Source organism: Kribbella sp. NBC_01505, from assembly GCF_045040285.1.
Classification (GTDB): domain Bacteria; phylum Actinomycetota; class Actinomycetes; order Propionibacteriales; family Kribbellaceae; genus Kribbella.
The window spans coordinates 1288074-1306662 of sequence record NZ_CP109425.1 but is presented as its reverse complement, the minus strand read 5'-3'; the positions used below and the strand labels follow the sequence as shown (position 1 = coordinate 1306662).

At 67.7% G+C, this 18589-nt stretch carries 17 protein-coding genes; 8 read left to right on the top strand and 9 right to left on the bottom strand.

All coding sequences use genetic code 11. From position 1 onward, the window contains the following. The first annotated feature begins 16 nt into the window (after positions 1 to 16). From OG474_RS05815 to OG474_RS05805, 3 genes are all read left to right on the top strand, one after another. Positions 17 to 1795, top strand: a complete 1779-nt coding sequence (locus tag OG474_RS05815; protein ID WP_405061159.1) for a chitinase — start codon at positions 17 to 19, stop codon at positions 1793 to 1795. A 280-nt stretch (positions 1796 to 2075) separates the two neighbouring features. Continuing rightward, the gene (locus OG474_RS05810) at positions 2076 to 3737 is read left to right on the top strand and encodes an FAD-dependent oxidoreductase (RefSeq protein WP_405061158.1); all 1662 of its coding nucleotides are present in this window, start codon (positions 2076 to 2078) and stop codon (positions 3735 to 3737) included. Then, on the top strand, positions 3737 to 5218 hold the full coding sequence (locus OG474_RS05805) for an ATP-binding protein (protein ID WP_405061157.1): 1482 nt from the start codon (positions 3737 to 3739) through the stop codon (positions 5216 to 5218). Before OG474_RS05810 ends, OG474_RS05805 begins: the two co-directional genes overlap by 1 nt. Before the next feature lie 33 nt (positions 5219 to 5251). Here the strand turns inward: OG474_RS05805 and OG474_RS05800 are convergent, their stop codons facing one another. Next, positions 5252 to 5686, bottom strand: coding sequence for a MarR family winged helix-turn-helix transcriptional regulator (locus tag OG474_RS05800; RefSeq protein WP_405061156.1), 435 nt, complete (start codon positions 5684 to 5686; stop codon positions 5252 to 5254). After that, positions 5683 to 6117 (bottom strand): SRPBCC family protein, encoded by a 435-nt coding sequence (locus tag OG474_RS05795; RefSeq protein WP_405061155.1) that lies wholly within the window; start codon positions 6115 to 6117, stop codon positions 5683 to 5685. Before OG474_RS05795 ends, OG474_RS05800 begins: the two co-directional genes overlap by 4 nt. Before the next feature lie 107 nt (positions 6118 to 6224). On the opposite strand from OG474_RS05795, the gene OG474_RS05790 reads away from it, so the two are divergent. After that, positions 6225 to 6740, top strand: coding sequence for a GNAT family N-acetyltransferase (locus OG474_RS05790; protein ID WP_405061154.1), 516 nt, complete (start codon positions 6225 to 6227; stop codon positions 6738 to 6740). On the opposite strand, the gene OG474_RS05785 is transcribed toward OG474_RS05790, so the two are convergent. Then, entirely contained in the window at positions 6733 to 7536 is an 804-nt protein-coding gene (locus OG474_RS05785; protein ID WP_405061153.1) for a poly-gamma-glutamate hydrolase family protein, read from the bottom strand. The two genes, OG474_RS05790 and OG474_RS05785, sit on opposite strands and share 8 nt — an antisense overlap. A 70-nt stretch (positions 7537 to 7606) precedes the next feature. Between OG474_RS05785 and OG474_RS05780 the strand changes: the two genes are divergently transcribed. Then, positions 7607 to 7990, top strand: a complete 384-nt coding sequence (locus tag OG474_RS05780) for a DUF1398 family protein (RefSeq protein ID WP_405061152.1) — start codon at positions 7607 to 7609, stop codon at positions 7988 to 7990. On the opposite strand, the gene OG474_RS05775 is transcribed toward OG474_RS05780, so the two are convergent. After that, on the bottom strand, positions 7941 to 8564 hold the full coding sequence (locus tag OG474_RS05775; protein ID WP_405061151.1) for a TetR/AcrR family transcriptional regulator: 624 nt from the start codon (positions 8562 to 8564) through the stop codon (positions 7941 to 7943). The genes OG474_RS05780 and OG474_RS05775 overlap by 50 nt on opposite strands. 75 nt (positions 8565 to 8639) lie before the next feature. On the opposite strand from OG474_RS05775, the gene OG474_RS05770 reads away from it, so the two are divergent. Further along, a complete protein-coding gene (locus OG474_RS05770; RefSeq protein ID WP_405061150.1) occupies positions 8640 to 10067 on the top strand; it encodes an FAD-dependent oxidoreductase in 1428 nt (475 codons plus the stop codon). On the opposite strand, the gene OG474_RS05765 is transcribed toward OG474_RS05770, so the two are convergent. From OG474_RS05765 to OG474_RS05755, 3 genes are read right to left on the bottom strand one after another with little or no spacing between them, the layout of a single operon-like run. Continuing rightward, positions 10021 to 11532, bottom strand: a complete 1512-nt coding sequence (locus tag OG474_RS05765) for a CATRA conflict system CASPASE/TPR repeat-associated protein (protein ID WP_405061149.1) — start codon at positions 11530 to 11532, stop codon at positions 10021 to 10023. The genes OG474_RS05770 and OG474_RS05765 overlap by 47 nt on opposite strands. Further along, positions 11525 to 11827 carry a CATRA system-associated protein gene (locus OG474_RS05760; protein WP_405061148.1) on the bottom strand — a complete coding sequence of 101 codons (303 nt, stop codon included), beginning with the start codon at positions 11825 to 11827 and terminating at the stop codon, positions 11525 to 11527. Before OG474_RS05760 ends, OG474_RS05765 begins: the two co-directional genes overlap by 8 nt. Positions 11828 to 11855: 28 nt before the next feature. Further along, on the bottom strand, positions 11856 to 14915 hold the full coding sequence (locus OG474_RS05755; RefSeq protein ID WP_405061147.1) for a CHAT domain-containing protein: 3060 nt from the start codon (positions 14913 to 14915) through the stop codon (positions 11856 to 11858). Positions 14916 to 14982: 67 nt separating this feature from the next. Between OG474_RS05755 and OG474_RS05750 the strand changes: the two genes are divergently transcribed. Together OG474_RS05750 and OG474_RS05745 are read left to right on the top strand one after the other, a co-directional pair. Further along, positions 14983 to 16113, top strand: a complete 1131-nt coding sequence (locus OG474_RS05750) for a serine hydrolase domain-containing protein (protein WP_405061146.1) — start codon at positions 14983 to 14985, stop codon at positions 16111 to 16113. Between the two features lie 36 nt (positions 16114 to 16149). After that, positions 16150 to 16638, top strand: a complete 489-nt coding sequence (locus OG474_RS05745) for a hypothetical protein (protein WP_405061145.1) — start codon at positions 16150 to 16152, stop codon at positions 16636 to 16638. Here OG474_RS05745 and OG474_RS05740 read toward each other — a convergent pair. After that, on the bottom strand, positions 16635 to 17564 hold the full coding sequence (locus tag OG474_RS05740; protein ID WP_405061144.1) for a sugar kinase: 930 nt from the start codon (positions 17562 to 17564) through the stop codon (positions 16635 to 16637). The genes OG474_RS05745 and OG474_RS05740 overlap by 4 nt on opposite strands. Before the next feature lie 287 nt (positions 17565 to 17851). Then, complete coding sequence (locus OG474_RS05735) at positions 17852 to 18472, bottom strand: bifunctional 4-hydroxy-2-oxoglutarate aldolase/2-dehydro-3-deoxy-phosphogluconate aldolase (protein WP_405061143.1); 621 nt, start codon at positions 18470 to 18472, stop codon at positions 17852 to 17854. Between the last annotated feature and the right edge of the window lie 117 nt (positions 18473 to 18589).

Genomic DNA, 18589 nt, shown 5'->3' with positions numbered 1-18589 from the left:
CCCCGGGAGGTCCATCATGCGGTCCTGGCGTTCACGGTTCCTGGCTGTCGTCGTCGGTTTGCTGTTGATAGTCGTCGGCGGGGCCCAGACCGCGCAGGCGGCGAACATCTTGACCAATCCGGGTTTCGAGAGCGGTTCGCTGAGCGGCTGGACCTGTTCGGGCGGCTCAGTCGTCAGCAGTCCGGTGCGCAGCGGGGGCTTCGCGCTGAACGGCGCAGTGTCGAGCGGCGACTTCGCCCAGTGCAGCCAAACAGTCACGGTGCTGCCCAACACGGCGTATTCGCTGTCCGGCTGGGTGCGCGGGTCCTACGTCTATCTGGGAGTCACCGGGGGCTCCTCCACCTGGACGCCGTCGGCCGCGAGCTACACGCAGCTGAGCGTCTCCTTCACTACTGGCGCGAGTCAGACGTCGGCGCAGATCTACGTCCACGGCTGGTACGGCCAACCGGCGTACCAGGCCGATGACATCAACCTGGATGGGCCGGGTGGGCCTTCCAACCCAGGTGCACCGGGTGCTCCCGGCACGCCGAGCGTGACCAGTACGACGAATGCCGCGATCGGACTGAGTTGGGCCGCCCCGGCCGGCGCAGTCACCGGCTACCGGGTGTACGAAGGCGCAACCGTCGTACAGACGGTGACTGGGACGACGGCGACTGTCAGTGGTCTCGCCGCATGCACCAGTCACAGCTACACCGTTGCCGCGTACAACAGTGTGGGCGAGTCGCCCAAGTCAGGTGCTGCCTCTGCCACAACAAGTGGGTGCACCAGCACCGGGCTGCCGAAGCATGCGCTGATCGGTTACCTGCATGCGAGTTTCGCCAACGGCTCCGGGTATGTGCGGATGGCCGACGTGCCGAGTGAGTGGAACATCATCAACCTGTCCTTCGGAGAGCCGACGTCGGCCACGTCCGGCGACATCCGGTTCAACCGCTGCCCGGTGAGCGAGTGCCCGAGTGTGGAGAGCGATGCGGACTTCCTGGCCGCTATCAAGGCCAAGCAGGCCGCGGGTAAGAAGGTCCTGCTCTCGATCGGCGGACAGAACGGACTGGTCCAGCTGACCACTGCCGGCGCCCGGGACACGTTTGTGAGCTCGGTCAGCGCGATCATCGACCGCTGGGGTCTGGACGGGCTGGACGTCGACTTCGAGGGCCACTCGCTCTATCTGAACGCCACCGACACCGACTTCCGCAACCCGACCACTCCGGTCGTGGTGAACCTGATCTCCGCGCTGAAGTCGCTCAAGGCGAAGTACGGCACGAAGTTCGTGCTCACGATGGCGCCGGAGACGTTCTTCGTCCAGATCGGCTACCAGTTCTACGGTCCGGGCACGAACGGCGGTGACGCCCGCCGGGGCTCCTACCTGCCGGTGATCCACGCGATGCGGGACGCACTGACCGTGCTGCATGTCCAGGACTACAACTCCGGACCGGTGATGGGGCTGGACAACCAGTACCACACCATGGGTGGAGCGGACTTCCACATCGCGATGACCGACATGGTCAAGGCCGGCTTCCCGGTCGGGACCACCGGACAGACGTTCCCCGGGCTGCGTGAGGATCAGATCGCCTTCGGCGTACCGGCCGCGACCAGTGCGGGGAACGGCTACACCTCGCCGGCGGACGTGCAGACGGCGGTGAACTGCCTGGTCAAGGGCCAAAGTTGCGGCGGTTACACGTTGCGCGGCGGCATCTCACCGGCGTTCCGTGGGCTGATGACGTGGTCGATCAACTGGGACAAGTACTACAACTGGGAGTTCCGGAACAGCCACGCACCGTTCCTCGCGGCCCTGCCGTAACGGGGTCGAGGCGACAGACCCCGACGTTCGGTCCGCGCCCCGCCCCCGCGGACCGAACCGGGGCCTGTGGACAACCGATCCCTTGAGGGGATGTCGCCTCGTCCTGTGCGTGCTGCGCTGCACTCGACGGCGCACCTCGCTGCACTGGTGCAAAGACCACGATGCTCCGCATCGAGGCCTTCGCCCCAGCACACCGAGCTACACCCCCGAGCACATGCTCGCGACTGCACAGGACAAGGCGACATCCCCTTTTGTGGGTTTTCGCTGGTATCAATGAGGCATGACAGCGTCGACTTCCCGCCCGGTGATCCTCACCGTGGACGACGACCCGGGCGTTTCCCGGTCGATCGCCCGTGACCTCCGCCGGCGCTATGCCGAGGAGAACCGCATCGTCCGGGCGGAGACCCCGGGCCAGGCCCTGGACGCCCTGAAGGAGCTCAAGCTCCGGGGTGAGCCGGTGGCGCTCCTGCTGGCCGACTACCGGATGCCCCAGATGTCCGGCATCGAGTTCCTCGAGGCCGCCATGGATCTGTATCCGCTGGCCCGCCGGGTCCTGCTGACGGCCTATGCCGACACGGACGCGGCGATCCAGGCGATCAACGTGGTCGACCTCGACCACTACCTGCTCAAACCGTGGAACCCGCCGGAGGAGAAGCTCTACCCGGTGGTCGACTCGATGCTGGAGCTCTGGAAGTCGACACCGGCGGTGTCGTCCGACGAGACCCGGGTGATCGGTCACCGCTGGTCCGCGCCGTCGTTCGCGGCCCGCGATTTTCTGGCCCGCAACGCCGTGCCGTACCAGTGGCTCGGTGTGGACGACGACGAGAGCAAGCGGCTGCTCGAAGCGGCCGGTGTCGACGGTGCGACGCTGCCCGTGGTCATCACGCCGGACGGGTCCGTGCTGGTCGCGCCGACCGAGGCGGAGCTGGCAGACAAGGTCGGTCTGGCGACAAACCCGGCCAAGGAGTTCTACGACCTGGTAGTGGTCGGCGGTGGTCCCGCCGGTCTCGGTGCAGCCGTGTACGGGGCTAGTGAGGGACTGCGGACCGTTCTGGTCGAGCAGGTCGCCACTGGTGGTCAGGCTGGTCAGTCGAGCCGGATCGAGAACTACCTGGGCTTCCCGGACGGAGTGTCCGGTGCGCAGCTCACGGACCGGGCCCGGCGGCAGGCCGTCCGGTTCGGGGCCGAGCTGCTGACGGCCCGGCAGGTGGTGGGGTTGGAGACGATCGGTTCGGCCCGGCGACTCACGTTCTCCGACGGTAGCGAGATCTCCGCGCACTCCGTCATCCTCGCGACCGGAGTGGCCTACCGGCAGCTCGCAGCACCCGGTATGGAAGACCTGGCCGGCCGCGGCATCTACTACGGCGCGGCCACGACCGAGGGGCCGAGCTGTGCCGGCCAGGAGGTCTACATCATCGGCGGAGCCAACTCCGCGGGGCAGGCTGCGGTCTATTTCTCGAAACACGCTTCGCGCGTGCATATGCTGGTAAGAGGTCCCTCACTCGAGGCGACCATGTCGTCGTACCTGATCGATCAGATCGCCGGCATCGACAACATCGAGGTGCACACCTGCACGCAGGTGGTCTCCTGCAAGGGTTCGGAACACTTGGAGCGCGTGACGCTGGTCGACAGCGCGTCCGGGGAGAGCCGGGAGGTGGACACGGAGTGGATGTTCGTGTTCATCGGAGCGGCCCCGCGGACGGACTGGCTGCCCGGCGACCTGCTGCGCGACGAGCGCGGCTTCGTGCTGACCGGACCGGACCTGCGGGGACGACCACCGGGCTGGGCGCTGGACCGCGACCCCTACCACCTGGAGACGAGCATGCCCGGCGTCTTCGCGGCCGGGGACGTGCGGGCCGAGTCCGTCAAGCGGGTCGCCTCGGCGGTCGGTGACGGCGCGATGGCCGTGACCTTGGTGCACCGATACCTGGAGATGCTCTGATGACTGTGCCCAACACTGCTGCCGATACCGAGGCCGGCGAGCTCCGCCGGATGACTCGGGACGAGCTGCGCACGCTGTTCCTGTTCGAGGCACTGAACAACGAGCAGCTCGACTGGATCGCCCGCGAGGGCTACGTCATCCATGTCGAGGAGGGCCGGGTCTTCCAGGAGGGCGCGGAGGCGACCTGCTGCTTCATGCTGCTCTCCGGGACGCTCAGGATGTGCAAGCTCCTGCAGGGCGAAGAGGTGGAGACCAACCGCAGCTCGCAGCGCGGTGTCTACTCAGGTGCTTTCAACGCCTTCTTCGGCGACAACGAGAGCAACACCTACAACGCCTCGATGTATGTCCTGGAGCCGTCGGACTTCTACGTGATCGACGCCAAGGTGATGGCCGCCATGGTCAGCACCTGGTTCCCGATGGCGATGCACCTGATCGAGGGCTTCGTGATGGGCACGCGCCGCAGCAACGAGACCATCGGGCAGCGTGAGCGGCTGCTGGCGCTCGGGTCGCTGTCGGCCGGTCTGACCCACGAGCTGAACAACCCGGCCGCCGCCGCGGTCCGGGCGGCGGCGACGCTGCGGCAGCGGGTGGCCGGTATGCGGCACAAGCTGGCGATGCTCGCCGACGGGACTCTCGACGCGACCAAGCTGCACAAGATCGTCGCGATCCAGGAGGACGCGGTCGAGCGCGTCGCCAAGGCCCGCGACATGTCCGTCATGGAGCAGAGCGACGCCGAGGACGAGCTGTCGGACTGGCTCGACGACCATGGCGTCCGTGACAGCTGGGATGTCGCGCCGGTGCTCGCCGCGGTCGGCCTCGACGCCGACTGGATGGAGGGCGTGCGCGCAGCGGTCGGCGACGAGTATCTCGAAGGTGCTGTCCGCTGGCTGATGTACACGATCGACACCGAGTCGCTGATGAACGAGATCGACGATTCGGTGACCCGGATCTCGACGCTCGTCGGGGCGGCCAAGCAGTACTCGCAGATCGACCGAGCGCCGTACCAGGTGGTTGATCTGCGCGAGCTGCTGAAGTCGACGCTGGTGATGATGTCGGGCAAGCTCGACGGGCTGACGCTCGTCAAGGAGTTCGATCCCGAGCTGCCGCAGATCCCGGCGTACGCCGCCGAGCTCAACCAGGTCTGGACGAACATCATCGACAACGCGGTCCAGGCCATGAACGGCTCGGGGACGCTGACCATCCGGACCCGTCGCGACGGTCAGTACGCCGTCGTCGAGATCGGCGACACCGGGCCAGGCATCCCCGCCGACATCCGGACCCGCATCTTCGAACCGTTCTTCACCACCAAACCGATCGGCGAAGGCACCGGCCTCGGCCTGGACATCTCCTGGCGCATCGTCGTCAAGAAGCACCACGGTGACCTGCGGGTCGAGTCCAAACCCGGCGAGACCTGGTTCAAGATCGTCCTCCCGATCGACCCCGAAGCCGAGATCCAGGCCCAGGGCGACCTGATCTCCTGACCCCGGTACGGCGCGCGCTCCGAGGGCGCGCGCCTATCCGTGGTCGGCGACCTGGCGCAAGGTCGCGCGCAGGGCGCCCGAGTCGTCGCCGAAGACGGCGCGATCGATGTCGCGGGCGAGTTGAGTCGCTTGCCGGACGAGGTCGCGGCCCTCGGTGGTGAGCTGCAGTCGCAGCATGCGGGCGTCGGTGTGGTCGCGCTCGCGCGTGAGCAGAGCGCGTTGTTCGAGGGTGCTGATGACCTTGGACGTCATCATCCGGTCGGTCCCAGCCTCGGCGGCGACCTCCTGCTGAGTCGGCGCGGGGCCGACGTGCGCGAGCCAGCCGACCGAGGCGAGCAACAGGAACTGGGTGTGGGTCAGCCCGAGCGGCTTGAGCGCCTCGCTGAGCCGTGCGCGCCAGGCGAGCGCGGCGTGATGGAGCCAGAAGCCGGTCGAGACGGTGGGCCCTGAATCAGGACGATCTGTCATGCCGTCGGCACGCGTCGGCGAGCAATCTCCTGCTCGAGGGCGGACCACGTGAGCGTCAGGTCGGCTCGGATGCGACGCCCGAAGTACAGGGCGAACAGTGGGACCAGGGGCCCGGTGACGGTGATCAGCTTGTGGCAACGAATCTGCCCGGAGCCGGCGGTCGTGAAGGTCGACGTGCCGCGCATCATCCCGCCGGGGAGTCGGCACTCGGAACTCCACCGGTGCTCGGGCTCGACCTCGGTGATCGTCCACTCCGTCCCCGGCCCGGATCGCGGTTTCGACCAGCCGATCGAGCCCGCCTCGAAAGGACCGTCCAGTCGCGCGTCCTGCTCGTGCGGGTCCCAGCTCGGCCAACCTGCGACGTCGGAGGTGATGGCCCAGGCGTCGGAGAGGTCGCCGGTGATGACGCTGTCCGCTTCGATCGTGTACATGCCGCTCCTCAGGTGGGGTCGTGGCTCCCAAGCTAACTGTTGTCGCGACAACAATCAAGGGGAGATATCGCGTCGACAGCCGGTGGGTTGGGCTGGATGATCGGGGGATGGCGACTCAGGAGATTCGGTTCGTGGAGTTGTCGCCGGCGGCGATGGGGTCGTTGCTGGCTGGGGATCTGGTGGCGGCTCGGGCGTCGACCGGGGTCGAGCTGGGGGAGCTGTTCGTCGGTGATCGGGCGAAGTGGCTGTGGGGTTACCGCCTGAAGCAGCTCGAAGACCACCCGGAGGACGCGGTCTGGATCGCGCGGGTAGTGGTCGCTGAGCCGGAGGGTGTGGTGGTCGGGTACGCCGGGTTCCACGGCGGGCCGGATGAGCGCGGGATGGTGGAGGTCGGGTACACGGTTGATCCGGCGTACCAGCGACGGGGTTATGCGACGGCGATGCTCGGGGCCATGCTCGAACGAGTCGCGGGCGAGCCTGCCGTACGGGTTGTGCGGGCGTCGATCAGTCCGGACAACGTGGGCTCGCTGGCGACGGTGGCGAAGTTCGGGTTCGTGCAGGTGGGCGATCAGTGGGACGACGAAGACGGGTTGGAGCTGCTCTTCGAGTTGCCGGTCAAGTGATCGGCTGGGTGGCCTCGACGTCCGCGATGGCTGCGCGGGTTGCGGTGGTGAAGGCCCAGAAGATCGGCAGGGTGGTGTTCTTGCGGCCGGCGCGGGTGTTGGTGCCGAACATTGCGTGACGCAGTGGCGTGGTGATTTCGAGTTGCGCGCCTGCGCCGCGGAGAGTTCGGTTGGCGATGTTGGCTGGGTCGTCGCCGTTCAGGTCGGGGACGTTCGCGGCGTCGATCGCTCGGATGCCGGCCGTGGTCAGCCTGGTGATCAGCCGCGACTTGAAGGCGGAGTTGCGGCCGCCGACGAGCACGGCCTGCGTACCATCGGGCAGTCCGGCCTGGGATTCCTTGCAGCCGTGCAGGCCGATGGCGTTGAGCGAGCCGGCGGCCAGTGCACGCGCGACGTGGTCGTCGCAGTGCGCCGAGGTGACATGGAGTTCGCCGTTGTTGGCCGCGCGGAGGCCCTCGAACATCCAGTAGTCGTGGACCGGGTTGCTGGGTGTCAGGTCGGCGGGGTGATAACCCGCGATCGCCAGGCAGAGCTCCGACGTACCGGTCTCGATGCCACCGCCATGCGGAGCCAGGATCACCGTCCGCTGCACGCCGTACCGCTGCGTCAGGTCGTCGTCGAACCACTCATGCCTGCGGAAGCGACGCGCGTAGTCGACGCCTTCGGTCAGCGCGGGGTCGGCGTACAGGGCTGTGTTCGACGGATACCGGTCTGCCGCCGCCGAGGCCGTCAGCATTTGCGAACCCGCGGCCGCGACCACGGCCATCCCCAGAAAGCCTCGCCGAGAGCTGCCCATCCATCTACTCTGCTGGCGCCGGTACGTCGCAGTCCCGGCCGAGCGGCGTGTCGTGTAGGAGACTCAGGGCATGTTCAGCTTGGAGCAGGTCGACGAGATCCATGACCGGTTGGGGAATGCGTCGACGCTGGGCGCGTTCCTGGAGGCGCTCCGGGAGATCGGGGTGGTCACCAGCGACTCGTACGTGGCCGACGGGCACACGACGTACTTCGGTCTGGACGGGCACGAGGTGTCGACCGGACCCGCACATGAGGTGTTCGAGGTAGCGGCGACCAGCGACAAGGACCGGTTCCTGGCCGACCTCAAGCGGGTCGAGGAAGAGTCGGTCGGCTACGGCGACATGTCGCGCGCATTCGCCGAGGCCGGAGTCGAGAAGTGGACGTTCGACACCCAAGCGCGGACGATCACGTACTACGACCGCGCCGGCTCGGCTTTGCTGGCTGAGAAGGTGTAGCCAGCGGGAGGAAGAGGTCGTCGACGATGGTGCGGATGCGGGCTGGGGTGGGGGGCTCCCGGTGCATCACGAGGTCGTGGCGGATCAGGTCGAAGGGTAGGTCCAGGACGGCGTCGGGGATGTGAGTGAGGTCGAGTTCGCCTCGGTCGTGGGCGCGTTGGTAGATGGCGCGGACCCGGGTGAGTGCCTCGGGGTCCATGACCTTGGTGCGGACCTCGCCGGGGGTCAGGCCGCTGCCGGCCAGGAAGCCGGAGAAGGAGGCGGCCGTGGCGATCGCGAAGAAGCCGGCGAGGGCTTGGCTTACGGACGCCAGGTAGGTGAGCAAGTCGGTGCGTAGGGCGCCGGTGTCGGGGGCGGCGATCGGGTTGTCCTTGCGGTGGCGTTCGAAGGCGGCGAGGACCAGTTCGTCCTTGTTGGCCCAGCGGCGGTAGAGCACGGGTTCGCTCGTGTGGGCACGGACGGCGACCGACTCCATGGTCAGGCGCGCGTAGCCGGTCTCGATCAGCTCGTCCCACGCGGCCGTGAGCAGGGCGGCTTCGAGCTCGGCGCCGTACCGGCGGCGGGGTGGGGTCACACCTCACCGTAGAAAGGTTTGCCTTTCTTGGCAACTGAGCGTAGAAAGGAATAACTATCTAGAGGGGTGATCGGGATGACCGAGGTACTGATCGTCGGCGCGGGGCCGACCGGGCTCACGTTGGCCTGTGTGCTGGCGCGGAGCGGAGTTTCGGTCCGGGTGATCGAGGCGGCGGCGGGGCCGCAGGCCGGGTCGCGGGGGAAGGGGATCCAGCCGCGCACCCTCGAGGTGTTCGAGGATCTGGGGATCGTCGATCGGGTGCTGGCCAACGGGCGCCTGGCGATGCTGATCCGGTCGACCGGGCTCGATGGGAGTATTCAGGAGAGCGGTGGTGAGCCGCGTGCGAAGCGCCCGGACACCCCCTATCAGTCGTCGCTGATCACGCCCGAATGGCGGACCGAGGAGGCGCTCCGGCTGCGGCTGGCGGAGCTCGGCGGCGCGGTGGAGTTCGGTACGGCGCTCACCAGTTTCGAACAGTCGGACGACGGGGTCTCGGCGGTCGTCGTCAAGGACGGAGCGCCCGAGACCGTCGATGCGCGGTGGCTGGTCGGGTGCGACGGTGGGCACAGCATCGTCCGTAAGCAGGCCGGGATCGCGTTCGTCGGCGAGACCCTGGACGAGATGCGGATGATCGTCGCCGATGTCGAGGTGGACGGGCTGGACCGGGACGCGTGGCAGATGTGGCGGCACGCGGAAGGCCTGCTCACCCTTTGCCCGCTGCCGTCGACCGACCTCTTCCAGTACCAGGCCAGCATCGGTCCCGGGCAGGATCCCAGTCTGGAGCTGACCAACCTGCAGGCGACGCTGGTACGGCGTACCGGGCGCACTGACATCCGCCTGCACGAACCGCAGTGGGTGACGCTGTGGCGGGCGAACATCCGGCTCGTCGAGCGGTACCGCGACGGGCGCGTGTTCCTGGCCGGCGACGCGGCGCACATCCACTCACCCGCTGGTGGGCAAGGGATGAACACCGGCATCCAGGACTCGTACAACCTCGGCTGGAAGCTCGCGGCGGTCGCGCAGGGCGCAGCACCTGCACTACTCGACAGCTACGAGGAGGAGCGACGGCCGATCGCGGCCGGCGTCCTCGCGTTGTCGAACGCGCGCCTGGCGCAGACCGCTGCGGACAAAGGGATTCCGGTCCGCAGCGATGCGCAGACGCAACAGCTGAACCTCAACTACCGCGGCACCGCCCTGGTCTGGGACGACCGTGCTGACAGCGATCGGCTCCGGGCCGGCGACCGTGCTCCCGATGCGACCGGTCTGGTGACGCCGGACGGCGTGCGACGTCTCTTCGAGCTCACCGGACGTGGCCAGTTCACACTGCTGAACTTCGGCTCGCCAGTCCAGGCTGGTATCAGGACACTGCAGGTCGATCCGGGTAGTCAGGTCGGCGACTTGTACGGCGCGGGCGACCGCACGCTGGTGCTGATCCGGCCCGATGGGTACATCGCGGCTATCTCGGATGCAGGCGATCTCGACGCGGTACTGCGGCATCGCTAGCCAACCGCTTGGTCCGTCGTACGGCGAGAGCCCAGGTCACGCTCGCTGTGATGGCTCCGGCGACGATTGCGATGGCGGCCGCCAGTAGGGGTGGTGGGGTGGCTGAGATCTCGGTGATCAACCAGGCCAGGCTGGCTGCGACCAGTCCGGAGGTCAGGCTGTCCATGGCGCGCCAGCGAGTGGAGGGTCGGGAGCCCGGCGGCCAGTACAGCACTGCGGCCGGCAGCCACAGCGCTAGTGCAGTCAGGAAGACGATCACCGGCGGATAGAGGTCAGGGTCCAGTGGTGGCTTGTACTGCAGGCTTTGGATGACTGCCAGTGCGGTGACCAGGCTGCCCAGCAGTGAGGTCTGCAGCAGCGTCAGGGCCTCCTGCCGTGCGCGGCGCATGTCGTCGACGGCAGCCTTGGTCAGGGCGAGGACATGCGTGACCCGGTCGGTCGTTGCTTGTAGGTAAGTGCGTTCGAGCTCGGCCTGCTGCAGAGTCCAGTCGATCAGCTGCTGGTCGCTACTCAGGGCAGGCGGAGGAACGGTGACCGGCGCCGAGTCCATGGCTCGGGTCATGTTCCGCTGCGCTGTTCGTACCGTGCCGTCCAGTGCCTGCAGTCTGCTGTTGGCCACGAGCAATCCAGTGCCGCTCGTCTGCAGGCCGGTCAGAGTGCGGACGGTCTCCCGCAGGCGTTCCGGTGGCACGCTGCCGCGTTCCACCTCTGCGGTGAGCGACGTACAGAGGGCGTCGGCTTCGCTGATCAGTGATCGGAGCTCTGGAAGGTCGCGTACGAGCACTGCTTGTTCGTAGCGCAGTTTGCAGGCGTGCAGCAGGTAGCGGGTGAACGGCACCAGTCCAGGCGTTGGGCCACTCCACAGCCACCCGTCCAGACTGGCCTCGCCAGCGACGGGTGAGAGCGCCAGCAACCGTCGGTGTGTGGCGGTGGTGTCCAGCGGCAGCTCCCACAGGCAGATGCCGTCATGGAGGCGGACAGCCTGCTCGTCCCAGTCCCCAGCAGCGACGGATGGCAACAGCGGGCGGTAGGTGCGCGCTGTGGCGGAAACTGCCTTGGGCGTGGTCAGCGCACGCTTCGTCTGACCGATGAACAGCGTCGCCGAACCCAGTACGCCGTCGGTGTCCGCTACTGCCGTCCAGCGCGCGGACAGGTCTGCCCAGGAGGAGGGTGGGCGCGGAGCGAGCATGACGCTGACCATGATCACGTCGTGGGTCTGCACCACGATCGCCTGCTCGATGCCTTCGCCGGCTGAGGCCCGTGCGCCGAGAACAGTCAGCCGTTCCGGGAACAGCTCAGGAGTTGGTGAGAGCAGCTCCGACGGCAGACCGGGCACGGGCTGATCCAGACCGAGTGCGGCCACCGCTGCCCAGGCGCGGGACAGCAACTCGCCGCTGCGGATGACGTCGTCGACTGCGAACCACAGGTGCGTCAGCAGCGCGGGCTGCAGTGGCTCGTCACTCACCGGACTCACCGGGAGTGAGCCGGTCGACAAGAGTGTTGAGGAGCTCCGCGACGTCCTCAGGCACTGTCCGAGTCTCATCGGTCGCAGCGATCTCAGGGTTGATCGGCGTACTGACTCGCGACGGTCCAAGCAGGGCGAGACCCGTGACATCACGCCGTACGCCGACCAGGTCCGCGCGATCGAGGCTGCCGGCAATCAGGGTCAGCAACTGCTCGATCTGCCCCCAGGCGTGCGCGTCGACCCGCCAATGCAGGACCTCCGCCAGCAATTGCCGGTCGAGCCAGTGTCCATCCACAGCGGTCAGCCTTTCACGTCCTAGCGCCTTAAGCACCGAGATGGATGTACGCCGCCCAGCTGGAAACCGCCTCTGGGTTGGCAGCGCGAAGCTGTTGCACTGAGGTCGCCAGAATGCGGGCTGCGTCCGCTGCCCGCGGCTGCTCCCGTCCGCTGTTGGTCAATCGGTCGTAGAACGCATCGGCGATCACTAGCGCGGTCGCGTCGGGCACCGGCCAGAGGGTACCGATCACCTGCCGGTAGCCGGCGGTCTGGAAGGCCGAGGCGAGGTGAACGCCTTGGTCCGCGAGGCTTCCGGTGGCCAGTGCGGTGACACAGGCAGACAGGAAGGCCAGCTCGGCCGCAGGGAGTTCCCACTGCTCGATAGACGCTGCTGTCAGTGGGTTCGTCTCGTGATCGAACAGCATCAGCAGACTGTCGCCCGGATCGCTGACGCTGAATGCACCGTGGCATGCGAAGTGCGCGATCCGGTGCCGCGGCAAGCCTTCGTGGACACGGGCAAAAGTAGCGTCGCCGGCGACGAGCTGCTCCGAGCCGGGGATCAGTGCGGCGATCCGGTCGGCCTCGCGGACGCTGTGTGGCAGTCGGGGTTGGCCGGGCAGATCCGGAACCGCGACCACCAGCGCAGTGTTCGCCGTACCGGTGTTTGCCCGGCGGGCGTACTCCAGTGCGCGCACAGTAGTCACGTACGACGAGACAGCCAGATCCAGCACCGACCGACCGGGCTCAAGGTGATGGCCGGATGCGTGTAGCGGCAGACTGGCGATTCCGCCGAGCGCGTACCACCAGATCCGCGGTTGCTCATCCACCGGACACTGCGTGAAGCCCAGGTACTGCATGATGCGCCCGGTGACGTTGTCCCAGGTCCACTCCAGCACCTCCCGCATGGCCTGCTGCGTTTCACCCGGACTGCTTGAGGTAGTCGCTGCGGCGACCCAGGCCTCGACGAGCTTGAGTCCGGACATCACTGCGGTATGGCGGCCGTGCAGGGGAAGCGGGAGGACCTCCACCCCGTCCGGGGTGATGATGAGCGCGTCGCTGCGCCACTCCGTGTTGTAGAGCATGACGATCGGCCCGTCGCTGGACTGCCGTTGCAGCCTGGCGAACACCATCGGTTGCAGGTAGGTCTCGTGCCCAGGCAGCTGCCTGATCCGAGTGGTCACCTCAGTGAGCCGACTGGTGACGGTCGCGAGGTCAGCGGTCAGTCGGTCGGTCGCTGTCTCCGCCGTAGCGGGGTCCGTGGTAGCCAGTTGATTGCCCCACAGTGCGTACTCCAGGTCAGCCTGGCGGTCACGCAACCGAGCAACCTCAGCGGCCAGGTCCGGGGCATCCCGCTGTGCCGCGCGGTGGTCCTGGCGCTGCTGCAGCGCCTCCGCCTGAAGGATGCTGCGGAACTGTTCGGCCAGCTCAACCGCTCGCTCAGGCCTGCCTGCCAGTACGGCGCACGCGGCCGACTCCTGCGCGAGTCCGTCGAGGAACGACTGGCGGTACTGCCGGTCCGCACGCAGCAGTAGCCGCGGGCTCAGGGTGGCAGCGGCGACCAGTGCTTGCTCGAAACAGGCCAGTGCCCGGTCCGGCTGCCCCTGCGTGAGATGGCACGCCGCCAGCCCCCGATAGGCGCCCAGTCGGGTGACCGCCATGGCCGGCAGCGCGAGCGCCTGCTCGAACAGTTGCTGTGCCTCAGCCGCCGTACCAAGGTTGAGCAGGCTGGCTGCAGTGACGCACAGGGACTCCGGAAGTGTCAGGTGGTCCGGCGGCAGGAGCTGGACGGCTTCTTTGCCTAGGGCAACAGAGCGCCGCGTGGCCTCGCTGTCGTCGAGCAGCCGGCCGCGCATCTCCAGGACGCGGGCGAGCATGATCAGCAGGCTGGGGCGCAGTGGGTGCTCGACAGGCGTTCCGGCGACGGCCAGTTCGCCGTACCGGACCGCGTCGCCCATCAGCTCCTCACCATGTCCGAGCTCGAACTGCGCGAAGCGGACCTGGCTCAACGCGTTCAGGAGCGGTACCTGGACCGGATGACTGTCCGGGAGCACGGCCAGCGCGTGCTCGCCGAGTCTGGCGGCCTCGGCCAACGCGGCCTCGGCAGCGCCGCGCTCGGAGTACTCCTTCAACGTGATGACGACGTTGAGAGCGACCATGGACCAGTTGGAGTGGTTCGTGTCGAGTGAGTCGAGCGCCTCCATCCCCGCGTCGACCGCCTCCTCGATCAGCGCCAGTTCGTTCGTACGGGCGTACTGGGTGAGCAGGGCGATCTGCAGGTTCATCAGGAACCGGAAGCTGTCCTCACGGCCGCCACCGGCCTGCAGCGCGTCGCGGCCGAGCTGCACTGCTTCGACGAGAGCCGGAAGATACCCGGTGCGCAGAAAGACGTTGCGGCGCACGATGCCCAGGTTGCCTACGGCCATCGCCCAGGGGATCGAGCCGGCGGGCTGAAGGGCGATCGACTGGCGGCCTACCTCCTCCGCCTGGCCGAGTACGTCCAGGTCGCCTTCGGCCCGGTACGAATGGAACAGGGCTGAGCTGTAGCCGCTCAGCAACGCACCACGGAACGGATGCCCGAGCGGAGTCTCCTCGACAGCCTCACGCCAGATCGCGAGCGCGTGGTGAAGCTCCTCCGGTACGCCGTTGTGCAGGTAGAGCGTGAGGATCGCATTGGCAAGGCTGTTACAGACAATGGGAACCTCGTGCTCGGTGGACTGCTCGGCCGCCTGGAGTCCGGCGGCGATGGCCTCTTCGAGGACGTCGACGTCGCTGGTCTGCTCGAACCACAGCCGTCCCGCCGTGCAGAGCGCCAGGAGGCGGCCGGTGCGGTAGCGGGAGCCAGGTGGGGTAGTCGCGATCGACGTGCGTGCTGTCTCGATCGCCTCTGCCAGCACGGTGAGGTCCGGGCGTAACCGGAACCGCTCGATCAGGGCGCGGCTATAGGTCCCCAGCAGTGCGGCCTGCGGTTCGCCGCTGCCACGAATCGCGACCGCGCGGCGCAGTAGCTCAGTGGCTTGCTGGAGCGCCTCACGGTCGCCCTTGGCCTCGTACTGGCGCATCTGTTTCATCGCGCGCGTGTACAGCGCGTTCTGCCGGAGTACCCCCACTGTCAAAGGCTATCGACGTACGGCGAAGCGTCGCGGGGCCAACGGCGTGGCTGGCTACTGTGACCCCATGGGGCTTCCTGGTGCGGAACTGCAGGCGTTGGCGGACAGCCTGGTTGCGGCTGGCGAGGTGCCCGGGGCAGTGGTCGGAGTGACCGACGGGCGGGAGACCTGGCTGGGGTCGGCCGGGGCCGATGGGCCGGGCGGTACGGCGCTGGCGACCGATGCGGTGTTTCGGATCAGCTCGATGACCAAGCCGCTGGCTGCTGTGCTCACCCTGCGGCTGGTCGAGCGCGGGGTGTTGGATCTGCAGGCTCCCGTTGAGCGGTGGCTGCCGGAGCTGGCAGGACAGCGCGTCGTACGGCGGCTTGCCGGGCCGGTGGACGACACCGTGCCCGCGGAGCAAGCGGTGACGGTTGAGGACCTGCTGCTGATGCGGCTCGGGTTCGGTTTCGCGTTCGAGGTGGAGTCGTGTCCGGTGGCTGCCGAGGCAGCTCAGGCTGGGCTGGGGCTCGGACCGCCGAAGCCGTCCGAGGTGATGCTCGATCCGGACCGGTGGATCGCGCGGTTCGGCGAGCTGCCGTTGATGGAGCAGCCGGGCCGGTACTGGCGGTACGAGCTGGCGTACGCCGTACTCGGGGTGCTGTTGGCGCGGGCGAGCGGAGTCGAGTTGCCGGAGCTGTTCCGGCGCGAGCTGCTGGAGCCGTTGGGGATGAGTGACACCGGCTTCGCCGTACCGGAGCATGCGCGGGACCGGTTGGTGCAGAGCTTTGCGGGCTCCGACTTGTTTGATGCGGCGGCGACGAGTGACTGGTTGGTGCCGCCAGTCTTTCCGCATGCGGGCGGTGGTCTGGTGTCGACGGCCGGTGACTACCTGCGCTTCGTCTCCGCGCTGCTCAACGGCGAGCTGCTGCGCCCGGACCTCGCTGCGGCGATGGTGACCGACCACCTGACCGCCGAGCAGCGCTCCGGGTCGTCGGCGCAGACCTTCCTCGACGGCGGCGGCTGGGGCTACGGCGTACAGGTGGTTGGAACGCGGTACGGGTGGGGCGGTGGGCTGGGAACGCTCTGGTATTCGAGGGATGGCGTCGGCGCCGTCCTGATGACGCAGGTCCTGCCACCGTCGCCTGCGGTGGTCTCAGCGTTCGTGGATACCGTGGAGACATGGCCTTCCGCCGCAGCCTCCGGTCACACCGCCTGACGCGTTTGGCAGGAACTGTCCATACTGCGCCTCGACGTGCTCGTTGCTGACACGATCGCGCGGGTGGAGGACTCGTCGTGGACTCGGCCGCAGCGGTTCGCGGTGGCGGCGTACGGGGTGTGGGTCAGTGTGCTGACCGTTGTGCTGGCTTTGTGGCTGGAGAATCCGCACCGGAACGTGGGTGCGATGCAGCGGCATGGGTTGAGCTCGGCGGAGATCCAGCGGCGGTTGGAAGGACACGGGTATCGGCAAGGGCTCGTGGCCGTCGCCGTTGAGGTGGTCCTGTACCTGCTGATCGCGTACGGCGCCTATCGCAATCGCAACTGGCCGTTCTGGCCGGCGGTGGTGCTGTTCGGTATCACCGGACTCGGAGCTGTCTGGGTGCCGTTGCGGCCGGAGGCGCATGCCGGGCTCGGTACTGGGTCGCTGATCGTGCATGTCCTCGCGGATCTGCCCGGGCTGTTCGTGGCCTCGTGGTTGCTGGTGGGGCTCGTTCGCTACCGCCACACCTGGGCGCGGCGTTAGCGGAGGGCGGTGCCTTGGGCGTGGGTGAGGAGGGTGAGGTCTTGGCGGGTGGGGAGGGATTCCCAGTCGCCGAGGGCGGTGACACAGAAGGCGCCTGAGGTGGTGGCTCGGGTCAGGCAGTCTTCTGGGGGGAGGTCGTCGAGGGTGGCGGAGAGGTAGCCGGAGACGAAGGCGTCGCCGGCACCGATGCTGTCGACGACGGTGACGGGGAGGGCCGCGCTGTGGAGGGTGCCGGATGAGCTGTGCGACCAGGCGCCTTTGCTGCCGGCGGTGACGACGACCTCGGTGGCGGTGCGGAGAAGGTCGGTGATCGGGTCTTCGGCGGTGGTGAGTAGGTCGAGCTCGTCGTCCGAGGCGAAGACCGTGTGCACGTGGGGGAGGAGCTCGCGGAGGGCGGTCGCTTCCTTGCGGGACCACAGGCGAGCGCGATAGTTGACATCCAACGAGACCTGTACGCCGGATTCCGCCGCTGCCTGTACGACGGCCAACGTGGCGGCGCGGGTGGTCTCGCAGAGCGCGGGGGTGATGCCGGTGACGTGAAGGAATCGGGGTCGGACTGCTTCCAGAGCGGTGATGCACTCGGCTGGGGTGAGCGTGGAACCGGCGGAGCCGCGGCGGTGGTAGCTCACGCGGGTGATGTCGTGCGAGGGCTGGTCGAACGCGATGAAGCCGGTGAAGTCCGTGTCGGAGAAGCGCATCCAGCTGGTGTCGACGGCTTCGGCTCTGAGCGTGCGCTCGATCAGCCGGCCGGGCTCATCGTTGCCTACAGCACCTAACCAGGCGGCGGTGTGGCCGAGGCGGGCGAGGCCGATCGCGACGTTCGTCTCGGAGCCGGCGATCGACAGATGCGCGTCGCCGCCGAGCCGCATCGCCCGCGGCGTCCGCAAGGACACCATCGTCTCGCCGATGGTAAGCAGGTCGGTCATCACAGTCCTCCGAGGTTAGCCCGAGCGCGGGAGGTGCATCTTTGGGACCCCACCAACCGTTTTCAGGCCGAGGAAATGGTTGGTGGGTACCCAAAGATGCGGTTGGTGCTCAAGGTTGCGGTTTGCGCCCGAAGGTGGGTTGTCGTGTCTTTGGGTGGGGGGTGCGTCTTTGGGTAGCCACCGACCGTTTTCGGGGTGGGGAAGTGGTTGGTGGGGTCCCAAAGATGCGATTGGTGCTCAAGGGTGGGCGGGCGTGTCTTTGGGCGCGAAGCGCGAGGTGCGGGGGATTAGAGGTTGAGGGTGGTGCGGAAGGTGTGGGCTCGGGTCGCTAGGTCGGAGAGGGGGCCGCCGGCGCCGGCGTTGCCTAGGAGGGGGGAACCTACGCCTACTGCTAGGGCGCCGGCGGCTAGGTATTGGGAGGCCGACTCGGCGTCTACGCCGCCTACTGCGATGAGCGGGGCGTGGGGGAGGGGAGCGGCCAGTTCGCGGAGGTAGGAGGGGCCGTGGACTTTGGCGGGGAAGATCTTGATGGCGGTGGCGCCCAGGTCGAGGGCTGCTACTACTTCGGTCGGGGTGAGGGCTCCGCACAGCAGCGGGAGGCCCAGCGTGACGGCTCGGTGTGCGCCTTGGGTGATGGCGGGGGTGACCACGAAGGTGGCGCCGGCGGCGGCGACCTCGTCGGCCTGGGCGGGGGTGAGGACGGTACCGGCGCCGATCAGGATCGTCGGGTCGTGGTCGGAGCGGGCCTGGGCGATGGCTTCGGCGGCGCCGGGGGTGGTGAGGGAGATCTCGAGGGCGGTGATGCCGGCCTCGACGAGCGTGTTGACGCAGGCGACGGCGCGTTCGGGCGAGTCCGCCCGGATGATCGCGAGGATCTTGCGCCGGCGGAGTTCGGCTAGCAGGTCCATGAGGACTCCTGAAGACATAGGACGTCTGATGTGCTCTGGTTCGAAGCGCTGAAAGAAGCTAAATTACTGCGAGAGCAACCCGTGAGGTTGTTTACTTTCCGTTCACTTGGAGGCATC

Excerpts from the sequence above, each read along its gene's own strand:
- OG474_RS05780 (WP_405061152.1), top strand. The coding sequence starts at position 7,607 with ATGTTCAGCTTGGAGCAGGTCGACGAGATCCATGACCGGTTGGGGAAT.
- OG474_RS05810 (WP_405061158.1), top strand. The coding sequence starts at position 2,076 with ATGACAGCGTCGACTTCCCGCCCGGTGATCCTCACCGTGGACGACGAC.
- OG474_RS05740 (WP_405061144.1), bottom strand. The coding sequence starts at position 17,564 with ATGACCGACCTGCTTACCATCGGCGAGACGATGGTGTCCTTGCGGACG.
- OG474_RS05805 (WP_405061157.1), top strand. The coding sequence starts at position 3,737 with ATGACTGTGCCCAACACTGCTGCCGATACCGAGGCCGGCGAGCTCCGC.
- OG474_RS05800 (WP_405061156.1), bottom strand. The coding sequence starts at position 5,686 with ATGACAGATCGTCCTGATTCAGGGCCCACCGTCTCGACCGGCTTCTGG.
- OG474_RS05735 (WP_405061143.1), bottom strand. The coding sequence starts at position 18,472 with ATGGACCTGCTAGCCGAACTCCGCCGGCGCAAGATCCTCGCGATCATC.
- OG474_RS05815 (WP_405061159.1), top strand. The coding sequence starts at position 17 with ATGCGGTCCTGGCGTTCACGGTTCCTGGCTGTCGTCGTCGGTTTGCTG.
- OG474_RS05785 (WP_405061153.1), bottom strand. The coding sequence starts at position 7,536 with ATGGGCAGCTCTCGGCGAGGCTTTCTGGGGATGGCCGTGGTCGCGGCC.
- OG474_RS05750 (WP_405061146.1), top strand. The coding sequence starts at position 14,983 with ATGGGGCTTCCTGGTGCGGAACTGCAGGCGTTGGCGGACAGCCTGGTT.
- OG474_RS05790 (WP_405061154.1), top strand. The coding sequence starts at position 6,225 with ATGGCGACTCAGGAGATTCGGTTCGTGGAGTTGTCGCCGGCGGCGATG.
- OG474_RS05795 (WP_405061155.1), bottom strand. The coding sequence starts at position 6,117 with ATGTACACGATCGAAGCGGACAGCGTCATCACCGGCGACCTCTCCGAC.
- OG474_RS05770 (WP_405061150.1), top strand. The coding sequence starts at position 8,640 with ATGACCGAGGTACTGATCGTCGGCGCGGGGCCGACCGGGCTCACGTTG.